Raw genomic sequence first — 17,515 nt, 5'->3', positions numbered from 1 at the left:
GTTCTTCGCGGGCATTGCTCAGAGTCCCTTCGAGCGCTTTGGTTCGATTCCGGTGCACTGTAGCGATCTCCGTCAGGAGATGGGACGAACGTTAACGACAGGATGTTGCTGAATTAAGAAGGGACGACGTGAATTCTGTGACGGGCAGTGGTGTCGTCCCCAACATCTTGGATTATCCTCGGGGTTTTCTTCATTTCCGAGCCGACCCATGCCCGACTTGACGCCACACCTCATCACCCAGAAATGGCCCGCCCAATACCCGGAGTGGATCCAGCTCTACTCCCTGCCAACCCCCAACGGCGTGAAGGTTTCGATCATGCTGGAAGAGATCGGCCTGCCGTACGAGCCCCACAAAGTGGACTTCGCCAGCAACGACCAGCTGTCGCCCGAGTTCCTGTCCCTGAACCCCAACAACAAGATCCCGGCGATTCTCGATCCCCATGGGCCGGGGGACCAGCCGTTGGCGTTGTTCGAGTCGGGGGCGATCCTGATTTATCTGGCGGACAAGAGCGGACAGTTGCTGGCCCAGGAGTCGGCGGCGCGCTACGAGACGATCCAGTGGCTGATGTTCCAGATGGGTGGGATCGGGCCCATGTTCGGGCAGTTGGGGTTCTTCAACAAGTTCGCTGGCAAGGACTACGAGGACAAGCGGCCACGGGATCGTTATGTCGAGGAAAGCAGGCGCCTGCTCAAGGTGCTCGATGGCCGTCTGCAAGGGCGGGACTGGATCATGGGCGAGCGCTACACCATTGCCGATATCGCCACGTTTCCCTGGGTGCGCAACTTGATCGGTTTTTATGAAGCCGGTGATTTGGTGGGTATCCAGAACTTCCCCAATGTGACGCGGGTATTGGAGCGCTTCCTGGCGCGACCGGCGGTGGCCCGCGGGTTGAAGATTCCGGAATGAGCAAACCGACGACCCGCCGATTCGATTACAAACAACTGGATGTATTCAGCGACGTACCGCTCAAGGGTAATCCGCTGGCGGTGGTGCTGGGGGCCGATGGGCTCAGTGACTCGCGCATGGCCGCTTTTGCCAACTGGACCAACCTCAGCGAAACCACGTTCCTGCTGGCGCCGCAGCACCCGGAAGCCGATTACCGGGTGCGTATTTTCACCACGTCCACCGAGTTGCCGTTTGCCGGGCATCCGACCCTGGGCAGTTGTCACGCCTGGCTGGAAGCCGGAGGCGTGCCGAAAGGGCAGGAGATCGTGCAGGAGTGCGGTGTCGGCCTGGTCAGGGTGCGCCGCAGCGATCATGGGTTGGCGTTCCTCGCGCCGCCCTTGCTCAAGTCCGGTCCGTTGGAGGCCGAGCTGCTGGAGCGGGTTCGCAAGGGGCTGGGGCTCGCAGCGCAGGCGATTGTCGAGGCGCAATGGGTCGATAACGGTGCCGGCTGGTTGGCGGTGATGCTCAAGGATCGCCAGCAAGTCCTGACGCTTGAGCCGGATTACCCGCAGTTGCTGGATCTGGCCGTGGGCGTGGTTGCACCCTGGGATCGGGCCGTGGATGGCGATGAGGCCCACTTCGAAGTGCGCGGCTTTATCGCCGGGGATGGCATGCCCGAGGATCCGGCCACCGGTAGCCTGAACGCCGGGCTTGCCCAATGGATGCTGGGCAAAGGGCTGGCGCCTGCGTCCTACGTGGTCAGCCAGGGGCTGACGATGGGCCGGGCCGGGCGAATTCATGTCGAGCAGTTGGGAGAAGAGGTTTGGATTGGTGGTGCCGTCGTGACGTGCATCAATGGCTCGCTGACCGTGTGAGGCGATTATTACCCGGCTGGTAACACTCTGTTTTCCAGCTGGCGTTTGTGCCCTGGCTGGCCTGGGCATAAGCTTCGCTCCCTGTGATCGAATACCATTTTTTTGCCCAGGAGTCCCATGTCCAGCCAGTTCCCCGAAGCACGTCCACGCCGCCTGCGTCGCAATGCAAGCCTGCGCAGCCTGTTCCAGGAAACCGAGTTCACCTTGAACGATCTGGTGCTGCCGATTTTCGTCGAAGAAGAAATCGATGATTTTGTACCGATCAAGAGCATGCCCGGCGTGGTGCGCATCCCGGAGTCGAAGCTGGCCGGTGAGATCGAACGCTATGCCCGTGCTGGCATCAAGTCGGTGATGACCTTTGGCGTGTCCCATCACCTGGACAACGAGGGCAGCGACACCTGGCGCGAGCGCGGCCTGGTGTCACGCATGGCCGGGATCTGCAAGGACGCGGTGCCGGAAATGATCGTGATGTCCGACACCTGCTTCTGTGAATACACCGACCATGGTCACTGCGGCGTGCTCCACGGCGATGAAGTGGACAACGACCGGACCTTGATCAACCTGGGCAAGCAAGCCGTGGCGGCGGCCCGCGCCGGTGCCGATGTGATCGCGCCGTCGGCGGCCATGGACGGCCAGGTCCAGGCGATTCGCAAGGCTTTGGATGAAGCCGGTTTCAGCCAGACGGCGATCATGGCCTATTCCACCAAATTCGCCTCGGCGCTGTATGGGCCGTTCCGCGAAGCCGGCGGCAGCGCACTGAAAGGTGACCGCAAGAGCTACCAGATGAACCCGATGAACCGCCGCGAAGCCTTGCGTGAATCCCTGCTCGATGAGCAAGAGGGTGCCGATGCGCTGATGGTCAAGCCGGCCGGTGCCTACCTCGACATCATCCGCGATATTCGCCAGGCTTCGAATCTGCCGTTGTCGGCTTACCAGGTCAGTGGCGAATACGCGATGATCAAATTCGCCGCCCAGGCCGGCGCCATCGACGAAGCCCGTGTGGTCCGCGAGAGCCTTGGCGCAATCAAGCGGGCGGGGGCAGACCTGATCTTCACCTACTTCGCCATGGACCTGGCGCTGAGTGGGATCTGATCCTGCGTTCCTTCTACTTGCCTCAGTGGTGACTGTACCGCCGTCATCGCGAGCAAGCTCGCTCCCACATGGGTTTTTGTGTTGGACGGAAGATCCGGGTACACCGCTATTCTCCTGTGGGAGCGAGCTTGCTCGCGATAGCGGTGTGTCAGCTTGCATCGAGGGTGCCTGTGTCGCCGCTATCGCTAGCAGGCTCGCTCCCACATTGGGCATAGCCCGCATCCACTTTTGATCGTATGGTTGCTCCGGAATAACGAACGCGATGGAGCACCATGCAATTCAACCCATTGATGATCAGCCTCGCGGCGTTGCTGGCCCTGGCCGGTTGCGGCAGCCGTCAGTTGCAGGAGCCCGAGCGCCAGCCCGCTGAGGTCAAGAAGCAGATCGTGCAGTTGTTGCCGGCCAAGACGGTGGATCGTGAAGGCTGGGCGACTGATATTTACGTGGCCTTTGCGGCCCAGCAGATCCCGTCCACGACGCAGAATATCTGTGCGGTCCTGGCGGTGACCGAGCAGGAGTCGACGTTCCAGGCCGACCCGCCGGTGCCGGGGCTGGGCAAGATCGCTCGTCAGGAGATCAACCGCCGTGCGGCGAAGGTGCACATTCCGGAGCTGTTGGTCAGCGGCGCGCTCCAGGTGCGTTCGCCCAATGGCAAAAACTACAGCGATCGGCTCGACGCGGCCCGTAGCGAGAAAGAGCTGAGCGGGATTTTCGATGATTTCATCGGCATGGTGCCGCTGGGCAAGACCCTGTTCGGCGGTTTCAATCCGGTGCACACGGGTGGGCCGATGCAGGTCAGTATCGCGTTTGCCCAGGCCCATGCGCGGGATTATCCCTACACGGTGGATGGCTCGATTCGTCGCGAAGTGTTCAGTCGCCGTGGTGGGATGTATTTCGGTATCGCGCATTTGCTGGGCTATCCGGTGAACTATACCGAGCCGTTGTATCGTTTCGCCGATTTCAATGCCGGGTGGTACGCCAGTCGCAACGCGGCTTTCCAGCATGGGGTGAGTGTAGCGTCGGGCATTTCCCTGGCGCTGGATGGCGATCTGGTTGCCCATGATTCAATCATGCCGGGCAGCACGGAGCTGGCGGTACGCACGCTGGGCAAGTCGTTGGGAATGCGCAACCCGACCATTCGCGATCAATTGGAGCAGGGCGACAGCCTGGCGTTCGAGGACAGCAAGCTCTACAAGCGTGTGTTCGAACTGGCTGAGCGGGCCGAGGGCAAGCCGTTGCCGCGGGCGGTATTGCCGGGGATCGTGCTCAAGAGCCCGAAAATCACGCGCAAGCTGACCACAGCGTGGTTTGCCAAGCGGGTGGATGAGCGTTATCAGCGCTGCATGGCGCGGGCGGCGGGGCGCTAGCCAGGCGTTGAAACATGAAAAAGCCCGGCGGATGAGGCCGGGCTTTTACTGTGATGGGTTGGGTTTGGAGGTGTTCTGGAGCGGTGTGTCGGGTGAGCTGCGCGGCGGCTGCTTGAACGTTGCGGCCGCTGCGCGCCCGAGCGGGAGCAAGCTCCCTCGCCACGGGGTGTGTTGCACATGATTTGCGATATTTTCAGGCATTGCAGTCAAGCAACTCATGCGCGGTTTTCGATCAGACGATCGGAGCCACCTTCGGCGACGCGGCGTTCCAGCAGGCGATCGGAACCGCCTTCAGCGACACGGTTCTCGATCAGGCGGTCAGAGCCACCTTCGGCGACACGGCGTTCCAGCAGGCGATCGGAGCCACCTTCAGCGACTCGGTTTTCGATCAGGCGATCAGAGCCACCTTCAGCGACGCGACGTTCCAGCAGGCGATCGGCACCACCTTCAGCGACGCGGTTTTCGATCAGGCGATCAGAACCGCCTTCGGCGACGACGGGTTGCGAGGAGGCGGCAAATACGTTGGCGGCCAGTACGGAGAAAGCGAGGCTGAGGATGACTTGGCGTTTCATGATGGTGTGCTCCGGGGGTGCAGTGGTTTGTGTGGGGCCATTGTTGTCCCGGGCGATCATCAAGAGAACTTCATTGGCATGATGGTGAACATCGACGGCAGTGATAGCTCGTCAGTCGCATCGATGTCGAAGCTGAGCCGCAACGTGCGCGTCGTCCTCCGGGTGGAACACAGCCAGGTTTGTGGGCTCTACCGGGTAAACCACAGGCAGGAGGCAAGTTCATGTACCAGTTATTCGGTTACAGGCAATCCGGTTCTGCGGCGGTGGAGATTGCCCTGGACCTTTGTGATGTGGCGTATCGGCGGGTCGATGCCTATTCGACCCAGGACAACGACGCCGCGAAAGCGCTCGAGGCACTCAACCCTCAGAAGCAGGTCCCGACCTTGCAGTTGCCGGACGGCTCGGTGCTGACCGAAGCGGCGGCGATCCTGATTCACCTCGGGCTGACCTTTCCGGCCTCGAAGCTGCTCCCTGATGACGCAACCCAGCGTGCCCAAGCCATACGGGGGCTGGTCTATATCGCAGCCAATTGCTACACGCCCATCGGCATCATCGATTTTCCGGAACGCTGGTTGGACGATGCGGACGAAGCGACTCGGCAGCGCTTGGTAGCGGGCACCCAGCAGCGGCTGTACCGCAACTGGGCGCTGTTTGCCGATCAGTTCCCGGCCCAGCCTTTCCTTGGCGGTGCCGAGCCGGGGGCGATGGATATCCTGGCGGCCGTGATCACGAAGTGGAGAAACACGCGGGAGGCAATGCTCAACGCCCGTCCGGCGTTCCACGGATTGTTGGAGCGCATCGACCACCATCCGCGCGTTGCACCGATGCTGTCGTTGCATTGGCCTTCGTAGGCGCTGCCGAGCGAAGCGAGGCTGCGATCTTTCCCTGATGCATGAATCTCAAGATCGCAGCCCCCGGCAGCGCCTACAGGTCAAGGACAAGCCTTGCGTACAGCCGCCTGCTCAACCAAGTCGACAAACTGCTGGACGTTCTGCTGATGCGCCGTCACCAGTTCGTCGATACTGGCCCCCGCCGGCGTTTGCAGGCTGCTGCGACAGGTGAGGGGGCGGGTATCGCCACCCAGGTTGCGCAGGCGCCATTGCACGTCCATGCGGGCATAGCGGCCGGGAATCGAGTCAAAGCGCTGCACGTCTACCCGCAGCGATGATTTCGGCGCGCCAGGGTTGCTCAGTTGTTCGTCCAGGCTGCTGTGCAGTTCATCTGCCAGGCTGGCACCCCACCATTCGGTTTCCAGGATCGCCAACCCGCTGTTGCCCTGGCGAATGACCATTTGGGTGCGATCCACCTGGGGTGGGACGCTCACCTGTTCGATCTGGATGTCCACGCCGGCGCGTGCCTGGCCTGTCGGCTGAGCCGGGCTCAGGGTGTGGTAATGAATCGGATCGCTGCGACAGGCGCCGAGCAGCAGTGCCATGGCGAGCAGGGTGAATTTCAGCGTCAGTGGCATGGGACGGGCTCCTGTACTCATTCTTTCACCGGCAATGTGAGGTTCTGTGCCGGTGCGTCCTTGGGCCGGCCGCGAAGCAGCGATTCGGGATGGCGGCTCAGGTAGTCCGACAGCTCGCGCAGCGAACGCGACATGCGCCCCAGGTCGTCCAGGGTCTGGGTCAGTTGTTCACGCTGGGGTGAATCTTCGGCCAGGGTCGAGTTGGCCGATTGCAGGGTCTTGCTGACGTCCTGCAAGGTGTTTTGCACCCCTGGCAAGGTCTTGCTGTTGAACTGGGCCAGGCCTTTGCGCAGCTCCACCAGATTGCCATCCAGGTTGCCGGCGATACTCTCCAGTGGCAGCTTGTTGATTCGCTCGACCATCGTCTGTAGTTGTTCCTGCAATTGCTGGAGGCTGCCCGGGAGGGTCGGGATACGCACGGGGCGGGCGCTGGGGTCGAAGACCACTTTTTCGGCCTTGGGGTAGAAGTCCAGCGAGATGTACAACTGCCCGGTCAGCAGGTTGCCGCTACGGGCCTGGGCGCGCAGGCCGCGCTCGACGAAGCTGCCGATCAGGCGGGCACCGGCGGCTTCGTCTTCGGGGTCGTGGTTGAGCGACTTGAGCAGTTTTTCATGGGCCTTGCCCAGGCGCTGAGGGTAGATCACTACGCCGACGTTGACCGGAAAGCTGCGTTGCTTCTCATCGAAATCAAGGTTGATGGCCACCACCCTGCCGACTTCCACGCCGAGGAACTCTACCGGCGCACCGACGCGCAACCCGCGCAGGGCCTGGTCGAAACGCAGGGCCAGGTATTGGCCCTTGCCATCGGGTGGGGCGAGAGCACTCTGCTGGTCGGCAAACAGTTCGAAGGTCTTGTCTTCGCTGGCGGCGGTATCGTTGGGGCTGTACTCCGGTGCCCGGAACGCAATGCCGCCCAACAGCAAGGCCGAGAGCGATTCGGTCTTGACGGCGAAACCGTTGGCGCCGACGTTCACGTCCACGCCGCTGACATTCCAGAACCGGGTGTTTTCGGTGACATACACATCGTTGGGCGCGTTGACGAACACGTCGATGTTGACGCCTTTGCCGTCGGCGTCCAAGGCGTAGGACACCACTTGGCCCACGGGGATCTTGCGCAGGTACACCGGCGAGCCGATGTCCAGCGAGCCGAGGTCCTGGGCGTGCAGGGTGAAGCGCTTGCCCGGTTCGCCATAAGTGATCGGCGGCGGGTTCTCCAGCCCCGTGAAGGATTTGGCGCGCACTTTCGACTGGCCGGCGTCGGCACCGATGAAATCACCGGACAGCAGCGTGTCGATCCCCGAGATCCCACCGGCCCCGATGCGCGGCCGTACGACCCAGAACACCGAGTCTTCGTGGGTGAAGGTGTCGGCGGTCTTGGCGAGCTTGACCGTGGCGGTGACGTTCTTCTGGTCGTTGCTCAGTTGCACGTCGGTGACCTGGCCGATGACCACGTTGCGGTATTTCACCTGGGTCTTGTTGGCGGTCAGGCCCTGGCCGGTCTTGAAGGTGATGGTGATGGTCGGGCCTTCCTGCAGCCAGTTGTGGACCACCAGGGAAACACCCACCAGCACCGCGATGATCGGCACGATCCACACCAGCGACACCGTCCAGCGGCGGGTGGTGACGTGGGCCCGGCCGGGGGCGGGTTGTTGCCCGTCAGTGGCTTGCGACTTCATCCATGACCTCCTCGGATGGTTGAGTGTCCCAGATCAGGCGGGGGTCGAAACTCATGGCCGAGAGCATGGTGAACAGCACCACCAGGCCGAAGAACAGGATACCCGGTCGTGGCTCGATATCGCTCAGTGCCTGGAACTTGACCAGGGCGGCCACCAGGGCCACCACCAGCACATCGAGCATCGACCAGTAGCCGATGACTTCCACCAGCCGGTACAGCTTCGCCCGCTGGACCTGGGCCCAGGTACTGCGTCGTTGTACGGTCACCAGCAGCAGGGTCAGTACCACGAACTTGATGCCGGGCACCGCGATGCTGGCGATGAAGATAATCAGCGCGATGTCCCAGGCGCCGCTTTGCCAGAACTCGATGACACCGCTGATGATGGTGCTGTCGGCACCTTCGCCGAGCATCTGGGTGTTCATGACTGGCAGCAGGTTGGCCGGGATGTAGAACACCAGCGCCGCGAGCATGTAGGCCCAGGTGCGGGTGATGGCGTCGGGTTTGCGGCGGTGCAGGGCGGCGTCGCAACGCGGGCAGGTCTGGGGGCCGTCGGCCATGTCGCAGGCCAGGCCACAACTGTGGCACAGGCACAGGTCCAGGTCGCGGGCCTCTGGCGGGGTGTCCTGCGGCTGGCCGTTCATGGGGTGTCCCACAGGTCGCGGACATCGCGCCCGGCGATACGGATCATCAGCAGGCTCAAGGCCGCCAGGGCGAACAGGCCGATACCCGGGAGCACGTCCAGCAGGCCGGCGAGCTTGATCACCGCCACCAGCGCGCCCAGCAGGCACACCTCCAGCATGCTCCAGGGCCGCAGGGTTTCCAGGCTGCGCATGCACAGGCTGAACCCTGGCGCCCGCCGCTGGAGGTAGGCATGGCCCAGTACCCAGAGCAGCAGCGCCAGTTGGAAGGCCGGTGCAATGATGATCGCCACCGCTGTCACCAGGGCGATGAAGGTAATGGGCCCCAGGCTCAGCGCCACGATGGAATCCCACAACGTCGCGCTGTTGCTCAGGCCCTGGAGACGGATACTCATCACCGGGTAGAGGTTGGCGAAAGCCCACAGCACCGCGGCCGTCACGCTCAAGGCCAGGCGCTGTTCGATGGTCAGGCCGTTGTAGCGCTGGATCACCGCGTGGCAGCGCACGCACGTGGCCTTTTGATGCGGGGCGAGCACAACCGGCTCGTACACCGCATCGCAATGTTCACAAATGATCAGTCGGTCGGTGGCGGCCATCGGGATGCTCGCAGGAACAACCCCTTCAATATAGAAGTGTGTTGGGAATGAGCAACCCGATGGAAGGGATCATTCGCCGCGAATGTATTGCTCCAGTTGTCGGATCAGGTCGGCCTGTTCGGCGATGGCTTCCTTGACCAGGTCGCCAATGGACAGCAGCCCGACGAGCTTGCCGTCTTCTACCACCGGCAAATGTCGCAAGTGCTTGTCGGTCATGATGCTCAGGCACGTCTCGACATTCTGGTGCGGGTCGATGGTGATCACGGGGGATACCATGATGTCGCTCACTTTCGTGCCCACGGATGAGCGACCGTGCAGGACCATTTTGCGTGCATAGTCGCGCTCGCTGATGATCCCCAGCACTTTTTCGTCCTTCACCACCAGCAAGGCGCCGACGTTCTTCTCGGCCATGCGCATCAGGGCCTGCAATACCATGTCGTCCGGTGAGATGGTGTGCACTTGCTGGTTCTTATCGTCTTTTAGCCGGAGCAACTGCGCGACGGTTTTCATGGGGAAGCCTCGGGTCGGGGGTGTTGTTTTTGCTGGTTGTTAAAGCATCGTAGACCCAACGGCGCAGAGCAAGCGGTAAAGCGGCGGCCAATCGTCCAAAAGCGTCATTGCCCGGGAAATTACCACCCATCCCGTGGTCAGGCGCTGTTGTGGCGAGGGGATTTATCCCCGTAGGGCTGCGCAGCAGCCCCAATAAGCTGATGACATCGACCTGACACACAGCGTTGGCAGGTTTTAGGACTGCTTCGCAGCCCAGCGGGGATAAATCCCCTCGCCACAGGTAGAATCGTCGTCTACGCAAAATTCGAGGTTTCAGCGGTGGATTTACAGCAGGGCTTCGTCCTGACCCGGCATTGGCGCGACACCCCGGCCGGCACCGAAGTCGAGTTCTGGCTGGCGACCGACGCCGGTCCCCGGCGCGTGCGCCTGCCGGTGCAGACGTCGGTGGCCTTTGTGCCGCAGATCCAGCGCGGCCAGCTCGAAGCCTTGCTGCAAGGGGAAAAGGAGGTAGAGCTACGCCCCCTGGACCTGCTGGATTTCGAGCATCGCCCGGTGCTGGGCCTGTATTGCCAGCAACACGCCCAACTGATGCGCCTGGACGGCACCTTGCGCCGCGCCGGTGTGGAGGTGTTCGAAGCGGACATCCGGCCGCCGGAGCGCTACCTGATGGAGCGCTTCATCACCGCCCCGGTGTGGTTCGGCGGTACGCCGGCCGCCGATGGCCTGCTGGTGGATGCCCAGATGAAACCGGCGCCCGACTACCGTCCACCGTTGCGCCTGGTGTCCCTGGACATCGAAACCACCGCCCAGGGCGATTTGTATTCCATTGCCCTGGAAGGCTGCGGCGAGCGCCAGGTCTATATGCTCGGGCCACCTAATGGCGACGATAGCGGTGTGGATTTCCAGCTGGAGTACTGCGATTCGCGCACGCTGCTGCTGAAGAAACTCAACGACTGGTTCGCCCGTTTCGACCCCGATGCGATCATTGGCTGGAACCTGGTGCAATTCGACCTGCGGGTGCTGCATGAACATGCCCGGCGGCTGGCGGTGCCGTTGCGTTTGGGCCGCGCTGGCGAAGAAATGCAGTGGCGCGAGCACGGCGCGCGCAACAACCACTTTTTCGCCTCGGCGGCCGGTCGACTGATCATCGACGGGATCGAGTCCCTGCGCTCGGCGACCTGGAGCTTCCCGTCGTTCAGCCTGGAAAACGTCGCCCAGACGCTGCTGGGGGAGGGCAAGTCCATCGACAACCCGTACCAGCGCATGGACGAGATCAATCGCATGTTCGCCGAGGACAAGCCGGCCCTGGCCCGCTACAACCTCAAGGACTGCGAGCTGGTGACGCGGATCTTCGCCAAGACCGAGCTGCTCAAGTTCCTGCTGGAACGGGCCAGCGTCACCGGCCTGCCAGCGGACCGCAGCGGCGGTTCGGTGGCGGCCTTCACGCACCTGTACATGCCGCTGATGCACCGCCAGGGTTTTGTGGCACCCAATCTCGGCCAGCGTCCGCCGGAGGCCAGCCCGGGTGGTTTTGTCATGGATTCCCAGCCGGGGCTCTACGAGTCGGTGCTGGTGCTGGACTACAAGAGCCTGTATCCGTCGATCATCCGTACCTTCCTGATCGACCCGGTGGGCTTGATCGAAGGGCTGCGTCACCCGGATGACCGCGAGTCGGTGCCGGGCTTTCGCGGGGCGCGCTTCTCCCGAAGCCGACATTGCCTGCCGGCCATCGTCGCGCGGGTCTCCGAAGGCCGGGAGACCGCCAAGCGCGAACACAATGCGCCGCTGTCCCAAGCGTTGAAAATCATCATGAACGCCTTTTATGGCGTGCTCGGCTCCAGTGGTTGTCGCTTCTTCGATCCGCGCCTGGCCTCGTCCATCACCCTGCGTGGCCACCAGATCATGCAGCGCACCCGCCAGTTGATCGAAGCCCAGGGCCATGTGGTGATCTATGGCGATACCGACTCCACGTTCGTCTGGTTGCGTCGCGCCCATGGTCAGGAGGAAGCGGCCAGGATCGGTCGCGAATTGGTGGCACACGTCAACCAATGGTGGCGTGAGCAAGTGCGTGCCGAGTTCGGGTTGGAGAGCGCGCTGGAACTGCAGTTCGAAACGCACTTCAAGCGCTTCCTGATGCCGACCATCCGGGGCGCCGAGGAGGGCAGCAAGAAACGCTATGCCGGGCTGGTGACCCGCGCCGACGGCAGTGATGAAATCGTCTACAAAGGCCTGGAAACCGTGCGTACCGACTGGTCGCCGCTGGCCCGGCAGTTCCAGCAGGAATTGTACGGGCGGATCTTCCACCGCAAGCCCTACCAGGAGTATGTGCGTGATTATGTGCAGCAGACCCTGGCCGGTGCGTTCGATGATCGGTTGGTCTATCGCAAGCGCCTGCGGCGGCCGCTGGAGGATTACGAGCGCAACGTCCCACCCCACGTGCGGGCCGCGCGGCTGGCCGATGAGTTCAACCAGCGCCAGGGCCGTCCGCGGCAGTACCAGAATGGCGGCTGGATCAGCTACGTCATCACTGTCGCCGGCCCCGAGCCGCTGGAAATTCGCAGTGCGCCAATCGATTACGACCACTACGTGACCAAACAACTGCAGCCGGTGGCGGATGCGATCCTGCCGTTTGTGGATGATGACTTTTCGACGTTGGTGGGGGGGCAGATGGGGTTGTTCTGAAGGGAGGAGGCCCGGTTATTGGCAGGATGCCTTTGTGGCGAGGGAGCTTGCTCCCGCTGGGCTGCGCAGTGGCCCCTTTTGCGATCGCTTCGCGATCGAGCGGGAGCGAGCTCCCTCGCCACAACAAGCGTTTTGCGCGAGGATTAAACCATCGCCAACCGCTGCTTGCCCTGGGGCTGGGGAAATATCAGGTCCAGGGCGGCCAGGTCCTGAGGCTCGAGCCTGAGATTCGCCGCTTCGGCATTCAGGCGCACATGTTCAGGTTTCACAGCCTTGGGTATGGCAATCACATTGTCTTGGCGCAGCAACCAGGCCAATGCGATCTGCGCGGGTGTTGCCCGATGGCGTTCGGCGATTTGTGCCAGGGTGTGATCCTTGAGCAGGTGCCCGCCCTGGCCGACCGGGCAGTAAGCCATGATCGGCATGCGCCGTTGCTGGCACCAGGGCAGCAGGTCGAATTCGATGCCGCGTTCCTGCAGGTTGTACAGCACTTGATTGGTGGCGCAGGCCGGCGAGGCCAGCTCCTCGAGGTCATCGACGTCAAGGTTCGACACACCCCAACGACCGATCTTGCCTTCTTCGCGCAGGCGTTCGAACGCTTCGACGGTTTCTGCCAAAGGGTACTGCCCGCGCCAGTGCAACAGATACAGGTCGATGTAATCGGTGTCGAGCCGGCGCAAGCTGCGTTCGCAGGCCAGGGGAATGCCTTTGCGACTGGCGTTGTGGGGATAGACCTTGCTCACCAGGAACACCTGGTCGCGCAGGCCGGTGATCGCTTCGCCAACGACGGTCTCGGCACCGCCTTCGGCATACATCTCCGCCGTGTCGATCAAGGTCATGCCCAGTTCGATCCCCAACCGCAGGGCTGCGACTTCTTTCTTGTGATGGGACGGTTCTTCACCCATGCGCCAGGTGCCCTGGCCGATTACCGGTACGGACACACCCGCCAATTCCAGCGTCCTCATGCCTATCTCCTGTTTTTTGCTTTGACGTGTGGCAGCAGGATAGACCAAGTGTTCCCGCATGGATCGTTCCCATGCTCTGCGCGAGCCCGCAGCATCCGAACTCAACACCAACCCGTGGGAGCGAGCTTGCTCGCGAAGGCGTCGGCCTATCCAGCATCATCACATGCAGACACACCGCTATCGCGAGCAAGCTCGCTCCCACAAGAGCATGGGAACGATTCGGTGGGGGCGTTACTTCGCGGAGAACTTCAACACCATGGTCTGGGTGTAGGTCTGGCCCGGATCAAGCCGCGTCGAAGGGAAGTTCGGCTGGTTTGGCGAGTCGGGGTAGTGCTGGGTTTCCAGGGTGAACGCGCCCCAATGCGGATAGACCTTGCCTTGCTTGCCCTTGACGGTGCCATCGAGGAAGTTGCTGGTGTAGAACTGCACGCCAGGCTCGGTGGTGTACAGCTGCAGGCGTCGTCCGGACTCCGTGTCATACACCTCGGCGGCCAGTTTTTTCACATCGCCCTTGGCGTCCAGTGCCCAGTTGAAGTCGAAGCCGCCCTGTTTCGGTTCGGCGAATTTGAGTTGTGGGTGATCAGCCTTGATATGGGTGCCAATGGCGGTGGGTTGGGTGAAATCCATCGGTGTGCCGGCCACCGGGGCCAGTTCGCCGGTGGGAATGAGTTTGCCGGTGACCGGTGTGTAGTGGGCCGCGTGCAGGGTTGCGACCTGCTCGAGTATGTCGCCGTTGCCTGCGCCGGCCAGGTTGAAATAGCTGTGGTTGGTCAGGTTCAGCACCGTGGGTTTGTCGGTGGTGGCCTGGTACTCGATGCGCAACTCGTTCTGTTCGTTGAGGCTGTAGGTGACGTCGGTTTTCAGTGCGCCGGGAAAGCCCATCTCACCGTCGGGTGACAGGTAGGTCAGGGTGACGCCCACCGAGTCCTTGGCATTGTGGGGCTGGGCCTTCCAGACACGTTTGTCGAACCCTTGCGGCCCGCCGTGCAAGGAGTTGCCATGGTCGTTCTGCGGCACTTGGTAACGCTTGCCGTCCAGCTCGAAGGCCCCGTCGGCCAGGCGATTGCCGAAGCGGCCGATGGTCGCGCCGAAATACACGCTGCCATTCTTCTGGTAACCCTGCACATCGTCGAAACCGAGCACGATGTCGGCGACCTTGCCGTTTTTGTCCGGCACGCTCAATGACTGGAGGATGCCGCCATAGGTGATGACCGTGGCCTCCATGCCATGACTGTTGCGCAGTACGAATTTCTCCACCGCCGTGCCGTCGTCGGTCTTGCCGAACGCAGCGCGTTCATTGGTCAGGCCGGCAGCCTGGGAAGCCGAGGTGGCGATCATCAGAGACACTCCGAGGGCCGTGAGCAGTTGTCTGGATTCAAGCATGGTATGACCTTCCTTCCTGTTGTTTTGTTGTTGTTTTAACGCGGGTCGAGTCCGTTACTGGTCGGACAGCGATGAAGGCTTTTTCGTCTAGTAGTCTTTCTATTTGATGGGTGAAAAGGGATTTATAGCCATAAATTAAGATTTATCAATTAAAAAGTAAGACTAATTAGGCAAAAAAGACTTTGCCAAAGGTCGAGGATTTTCTCTGGGCACTGCACTTTTGCGATTTTTGCCGCTCTATCCATGGCCTGGAAGCGGCGACCCCCATCGCTTCCCCCTGCCCAGATTGAGACTCGATGGCCGGTGTTTTTTCTTCTGTGACGAGGTTGCGCCGTGCCTGCATGGCAGGGTGGGTCGCTGTGTCGATGCTGTTCAGCGGCGGCTGCAGCCATCAACAGGGGCAGGACATGGTCACGCAGTTCAGCAATGCCAAGCCCCAGGAGTTCTTGCAGACCAGTGTCGACCGCATGGCAACGCTGGCCATGCACGACAACCTGCAAAGCCTCTACCTGCTGATGAGCAAGCTTTACCTGCGCAACCCCGAGGAACTGCGCAAATCCGGCTTTCTTGACGCCCGCACCGCGGAAAAACAGGTGCGCATGGCCATCGAGCAGCAACAACCCTTGCCGACCCTGGGTGGCAAGAAGGACCTGGCCGCCCTGAGCTACGCCATGAGCCCGGAGTTTCTCGGTGATCGGGTCGGGGCGTTCATCTATGCCATCGGCAGCATGCTGGTCACCGCTCATGGCAATCGCCTCGAGTTCTACATGACCGACACCATCGACCCGCGTTTTGTCAGCAATGCGGCGCGCAACATCGAAAAAGCCACTTGGCTGCTTAGCCAGCGGCAGAACAAGGACGGCAAGCCGCTGCTGTTTTCCAATGAGATTTCGGAGGAGGGCAGCAACCTGAGTTTTGCCGTCGAGTTCGGGAAAATTGTCGCCCGATTGGACCTGCTGACCCAGATGCTCGACGAGCGTTACCGGCGTATCGGTTTGAATTACGCCCAGAGCCTGCTGTTCCTCAATTTCCTCCCGGTTCAGTGATTAGAGGAGAAAGGAATAAAGATAGATCATATCGATATAGGGAGTTATAAGAAAAATCGCTATGCTCGCGGCCAGATTTTTCACGCGGTCGTGCTGAGACGGGTTTAATGGATTTCGGTAATGTCGGTTTAGTCGTTGCGGGCCTGGTGGTCGGCTTCATCGTTGGAATGACCGGCGTCGGCGGTGGTTCGCTGATGACCCCGATCCTGTTGTGGTTTGGTATCAACCCGGCGACGGCGGTGGGTACGGACCTGCTGTATGCGGCCATTACCAAGTCTGGCGGCGTATTGGTTCATGCCAAGAACCGCAACATCGACTGGGCCATCACCGGCTGGTTGACGTTGGGCAGCGTGCCGGCGGTCGGCTTGACCTTGTGGTTCCTCAGCAGCTTGCACAGCTCGCCCGACGCCATGAACGCGGTGATCAAGCAAGCCTTGGGCTTCGTGTTGTTCGCCACCGCCCTGGCAATCCTGTTCAAGAAGCGTTTGCTGCAATTCGCCCACGACCGTGCCGGGGGGCACTACAACCCCTCTGGTGCGCGTCTCAATGTGCTGACGGTCATCACCGGTCTCGTACTGGGGGCGATGGTCGCGTTGACGTCCATTGGCGCCGGCGCCCTGGGCACTGTCGCGCTGTTCATCCTCTACCCGTTCCTGGTCACCAAGCGCCTGGTGGGCACCGAGATCGCCCACGCCGTGCCGCTGACCCTCGTCGCTGGCCTGGGCCATGCGAGCATGGGCAACATGGACTGGCACATCCTGGGTTTCCTGCTGATCGGTTCGTTGCCGGGGATCTACCTGGGCAGTCATTTGTCGGGCCGTATCTCCGACGAGCTGCTGCGCCCCTGCCTGGCGGTGATGCTGGCGATGATCGGGTTCAAGCTGGCGTTCTAGAACGATCACCCCGATCCAGTGTGGGAGCGAGCTTGCTCGCGATGACGCAGGCACATTCAGCATCGATGCAAGCTGAACCACCGCTATCGCGAGCAAGCTCGCTCCCACAGTGATCCCCGTTCCAACTCTCGCGCCGCACTCTCCCTACGGTTGCGCAATGATCCCCCTGGCCTAAGCTTCAAGGCAGGCAGGCGCAGTATTGAGCGACTCTCGCGGAACAATCGCCGCCCTGTGCAATCAGTACAGCGTAAATATCAAAAGGAGAGGCGCATGCTCATTCGGTCGTTGACCTTCGCTACCTTGCTGGCCATCGCCGGCCCCCTGTTCGCAGCCGATGGCGACTCACCCCTGGTGGCGGATGCAGGCAGGGCGCGCGCCCTGATCGTCATCGCGCCCAGTACAGTCGACCCGGCCTGGGTCAGCCTGAAAAAGGCCTTGGATGAACCGGCGGGCAAGCAGGGTTTTTCCGAGCGCAACATGGTGCTCTACACCGTGCTCAATACCATTGGGCAGCGCGATGGCAAGGACCTGGACCCGCAAAGCACCATGGCGCTGATCCGCTCCCTCAAGCTGGGCGCCGGGGCCCAGACCAAGATCATCCTGGTGGGCAAGGACGGGGAAAAGAAGCTTGAGCATTCCGGGGCGATCGAATTGAAAGACCTCTTCGACACCGTCGATAAACTCCCCGCCGCGGAAAAAGAAGCGACGCCCCCGGCGCCACCTCCCGCGCCGGAGCCCGCACCGGCCAAGGATGCGAAAGGCACCAAGCCTGGCAAGGCAACCAAGCCGACAGCGCCGCCGAAGCCGCTGGATGACTGATGCCCGTGTGGCCAATGCCAGTCAGTTAAGCCTCAAACCCGTGGGAGC

16 protein-coding genes and 1 pseudogene are annotated in these 17,515 nt (G+C 61.8%); 9 read left to right on the top strand and 8 right to left on the bottom strand.

The features are described 5' to 3' along the window. Window positions 1-208: 208 nt before the first annotated feature. From J4E53_RS19820 to J4E53_RS19805, 4 genes are all read left to right on the top strand, one after another. Complete coding sequence (locus tag J4E53_RS19820) at window positions 209-907, top strand: glutathione S-transferase family protein (protein ID WP_060738260.1); 699 nt, start codon at window positions 209-211, stop codon at window positions 905-907. Continuing rightward, window positions 904-1,761 carry a PhzF family phenazine biosynthesis protein gene (locus tag J4E53_RS19815; protein WP_060738259.1) on the top strand — a complete coding sequence of 286 codons (858 nt, stop codon included), beginning with the start codon at window positions 904-906 and terminating at the stop codon, window positions 1,759-1,761. The genes J4E53_RS19820 and J4E53_RS19815 overlap by 4 nt, the downstream gene beginning before the upstream one ends. Before the next feature lie 117 nt (window positions 1,762-1,878). Further along, entirely contained in the window at window positions 1,879-2,853 is a 975-nt protein-coding gene (gene hemB / locus J4E53_RS19810; protein ID WP_060738258.1) for a porphobilinogen synthase, read from the top strand. Between the two features lie 272 nt (window positions 2,854-3,125). Beyond that, a complete protein-coding gene (locus J4E53_RS19805) occupies window positions 3,126-4,220 on the top strand; it encodes a DUF1615 domain-containing protein (protein WP_060738257.1) in 1,095 nt (364 codons plus the stop codon). A gap of 221 nt (window positions 4,221-4,441) precedes the next feature. On the opposite strand, the pseudogene J4E53_RS19800 reads toward J4E53_RS19805, so the two are convergent. Then, window positions 4,442-4,792 (bottom strand): annotated as a pseudogene (locus tag J4E53_RS19800) (phage infection protein); the annotation flags it as partial. 221 nt (window positions 4,793-5,013) lie between these two features. Here J4E53_RS19800 and J4E53_RS19795 point away from each other — a divergent pair. Beyond that, window positions 5,014-5,643: a glutathione S-transferase family protein gene (locus J4E53_RS19795; RefSeq protein WP_103309731.1), complete on the top strand. Its 630-nt coding sequence runs from the start codon at window positions 5,014-5,016 to the stop codon at window positions 5,641-5,643. A gap of 80 nt (window positions 5,644-5,723) precedes the next feature. Here the strand turns inward: J4E53_RS19795 and J4E53_RS19790 are convergent, their stop codons facing one another. The 5 genes from J4E53_RS19790 to J4E53_RS19770 form a co-directional block, all read right to left on the bottom strand. Next, a complete protein-coding gene (locus J4E53_RS19790; protein ID WP_060738255.1) occupies window positions 5,724-6,260 on the bottom strand; it encodes a membrane integrity-associated transporter subunit PqiC in 537 nt (178 codons plus the stop codon). Between the two features lie 17 nt (window positions 6,261-6,277). Then, on the bottom strand, window positions 6,278-7,936 hold the full coding sequence (locus J4E53_RS19785) for an intermembrane transport protein PqiB (protein WP_060738254.1): 1,659 nt from the start codon (window positions 7,934-7,936) through the stop codon (window positions 6,278-6,280). Then, window positions 7,917-8,576 carry a paraquat-inducible protein A gene (locus J4E53_RS19780; protein WP_103309733.1) on the bottom strand — a complete coding sequence of 220 codons (660 nt, stop codon included), beginning with the start codon at window positions 8,574-8,576 and terminating at the stop codon, window positions 7,917-7,919. The genes J4E53_RS19785 and J4E53_RS19780 overlap by 20 nt, the downstream gene beginning before the upstream one ends. Continuing rightward, entirely contained in the window at window positions 8,573-9,169 is a 597-nt protein-coding gene (locus J4E53_RS19775) for a paraquat-inducible protein A (RefSeq protein ID WP_103309735.1), read from the bottom strand. Before J4E53_RS19775 ends, J4E53_RS19780 begins: the two co-directional genes overlap by 4 nt. A gap of 69 nt (window positions 9,170-9,238) precedes the next feature. After that, window positions 9,239-9,679 carry a CBS domain-containing protein gene (locus J4E53_RS19770; RefSeq protein WP_060738251.1) on the bottom strand — a complete coding sequence of 147 codons (441 nt, stop codon included), beginning with the start codon at window positions 9,677-9,679 and terminating at the stop codon, window positions 9,239-9,241. A gap of 318 nt (window positions 9,680-9,997) precedes the next feature. On the opposite strand from J4E53_RS19770, the gene J4E53_RS19765 reads away from it, so the two are divergent. Next, window positions 9,998-12,361: a DNA polymerase II gene (locus tag J4E53_RS19765; RefSeq protein WP_103309737.1), complete on the top strand. Its 2,364-nt coding sequence runs from the start codon at window positions 9,998-10,000 to the stop codon at window positions 12,359-12,361. Window positions 12,362-12,504: 143 nt separating this feature from the next. Here J4E53_RS19765 and J4E53_RS19760 read toward each other — a convergent pair whose 3' ends face one another. After that, complete coding sequence (locus J4E53_RS19760) at window positions 12,505-13,326, bottom strand: aldo/keto reductase (RefSeq protein WP_060738249.1); 822 nt, start codon at window positions 13,324-13,326, stop codon at window positions 12,505-12,507. A gap of 231 nt (window positions 13,327-13,557) precedes the next feature. After that, on the bottom strand, window positions 13,558-14,709 hold the full coding sequence (locus J4E53_RS19755) for an aldose epimerase family protein (protein ID WP_060738248.1): 1,152 nt from the start codon (window positions 14,707-14,709) through the stop codon (window positions 13,558-13,560). Between the two features lie 296 nt (window positions 14,710-15,005). On the opposite strand from J4E53_RS19755, the gene J4E53_RS19750 reads away from it, so the two are divergent. From J4E53_RS19750 to J4E53_RS19740, 3 genes are all read left to right on the top strand, one after another. Next, window positions 15,006-15,755: a hypothetical protein gene (locus J4E53_RS19750; RefSeq protein WP_103309739.1), complete on the top strand. Its 750-nt coding sequence runs from the start codon at window positions 15,006-15,008 to the stop codon at window positions 15,753-15,755. A gap of 107 nt (window positions 15,756-15,862) precedes the next feature. Beyond that, the gene (locus J4E53_RS19745) at window positions 15,863-16,648 is read left to right on the top strand and encodes a sulfite exporter TauE/SafE family protein (RefSeq protein WP_092174893.1); all 786 of its coding nucleotides are present in this window, start codon (window positions 15,863-15,865) and stop codon (window positions 16,646-16,648) included. 270 nt (window positions 16,649-16,918) lie between these two features. Continuing rightward, window positions 16,919-17,467 carry a DUF4174 domain-containing protein gene (locus J4E53_RS19740; RefSeq protein WP_103309740.1) on the top strand — a complete coding sequence of 183 codons (549 nt, stop codon included), beginning with the start codon at window positions 16,919-16,921 and terminating at the stop codon, window positions 17,465-17,467. The last annotated feature ends 48 nt before the right edge of the window (window positions 17,468-17,515 follow it).

This window comes from Pseudomonas sp. FW305-28 (genome assembly GCF_017351395.1).
GTDB classification, from domain to species: Bacteria; Pseudomonadota; Gammaproteobacteria; order Pseudomonadales; family Pseudomonadaceae; genus Aquipseudomonas; species Aquipseudomonas fluorescens_AA.
This window is presented reverse-complemented; position numbering and strand designations above follow the sequence as displayed.

What these genes read in the sequence shown, in the direction of transcription:
- J4E53_RS19820 (WP_060738260.1), top strand. Translation starts at nt 209, where the DNA reads ATGCCCGACTTGACGCCACACCTCATCACCCAGAAATGGCCCGCCCAA.
- J4E53_RS19815 (WP_060738259.1), top strand. Translation starts at nt 904, where the DNA reads ATGAGCAAACCGACGACCCGCCGATTCGATTACAAACAACTGGATGTA.
- hemB (WP_060738258.1), top strand. Translation starts at nt 1,879, where the DNA reads ATGTCCAGCCAGTTCCCCGAAGCACGTCCACGCCGCCTGCGTCGCAAT.
- J4E53_RS19805 (WP_060738257.1), top strand. Translation starts at nt 3,126, where the DNA reads ATGCAATTCAACCCATTGATGATCAGCCTCGCGGCGTTGCTGGCCCTG.
- J4E53_RS19795 (WP_103309731.1), top strand. Translation starts at nt 5,014, where the DNA reads ATGTACCAGTTATTCGGTTACAGGCAATCCGGTTCTGCGGCGGTGGAG.
- J4E53_RS19790 (WP_060738255.1), bottom strand. Translation starts at nt 6,260, where the DNA reads ATGCCACTGACGCTGAAATTCACCCTGCTCGCCATGGCACTGCTGCTC.
- J4E53_RS19785 (WP_060738254.1), bottom strand. Translation starts at nt 7,936, where the DNA reads ATGAAGTCGCAAGCCACTGACGGGCAACAACCCGCCCCCGGCCGGGCC.
- J4E53_RS19780 (WP_103309733.1), bottom strand. Translation starts at nt 8,576, where the DNA reads ATGAACGGCCAGCCGCAGGACACCCCGCCAGAGGCCCGCGACCTGGAC.
- J4E53_RS19775 (WP_103309735.1), bottom strand. Translation starts at nt 9,169, where the DNA reads ATGGCCGCCACCGACCGACTGATCATTTGTGAACATTGCGATGCGGTG.
- J4E53_RS19770 (WP_060738251.1), bottom strand. Translation starts at nt 9,679, where the DNA reads ATGAAAACCGTCGCGCAGTTGCTCCGGCTAAAAGACGATAAGAACCAG.
- J4E53_RS19760 (WP_060738249.1), bottom strand. Translation starts at nt 13,326, where the DNA reads ATGAGGACGCTGGAATTGGCGGGTGTGTCCGTACCGGTAATCGGCCAG.
- J4E53_RS19755 (WP_060738248.1), bottom strand. Translation starts at nt 14,709, where the DNA reads ATGCTTGAATCCAGACAACTGCTCACGGCCCTCGGAGTGTCTCTGATG.
- J4E53_RS19750 (WP_103309739.1), top strand. Translation starts at nt 15,006, where the DNA reads ATGGCCGGTGTTTTTTCTTCTGTGACGAGGTTGCGCCGTGCCTGCATG.
- J4E53_RS19745 (WP_092174893.1), top strand. Translation starts at nt 15,863, where the DNA reads ATGGATTTCGGTAATGTCGGTTTAGTCGTTGCGGGCCTGGTGGTCGGC.
- J4E53_RS19740 (WP_103309740.1), top strand. Translation starts at nt 16,919, where the DNA reads ATGCTCATTCGGTCGTTGACCTTCGCTACCTTGCTGGCCATCGCCGGC.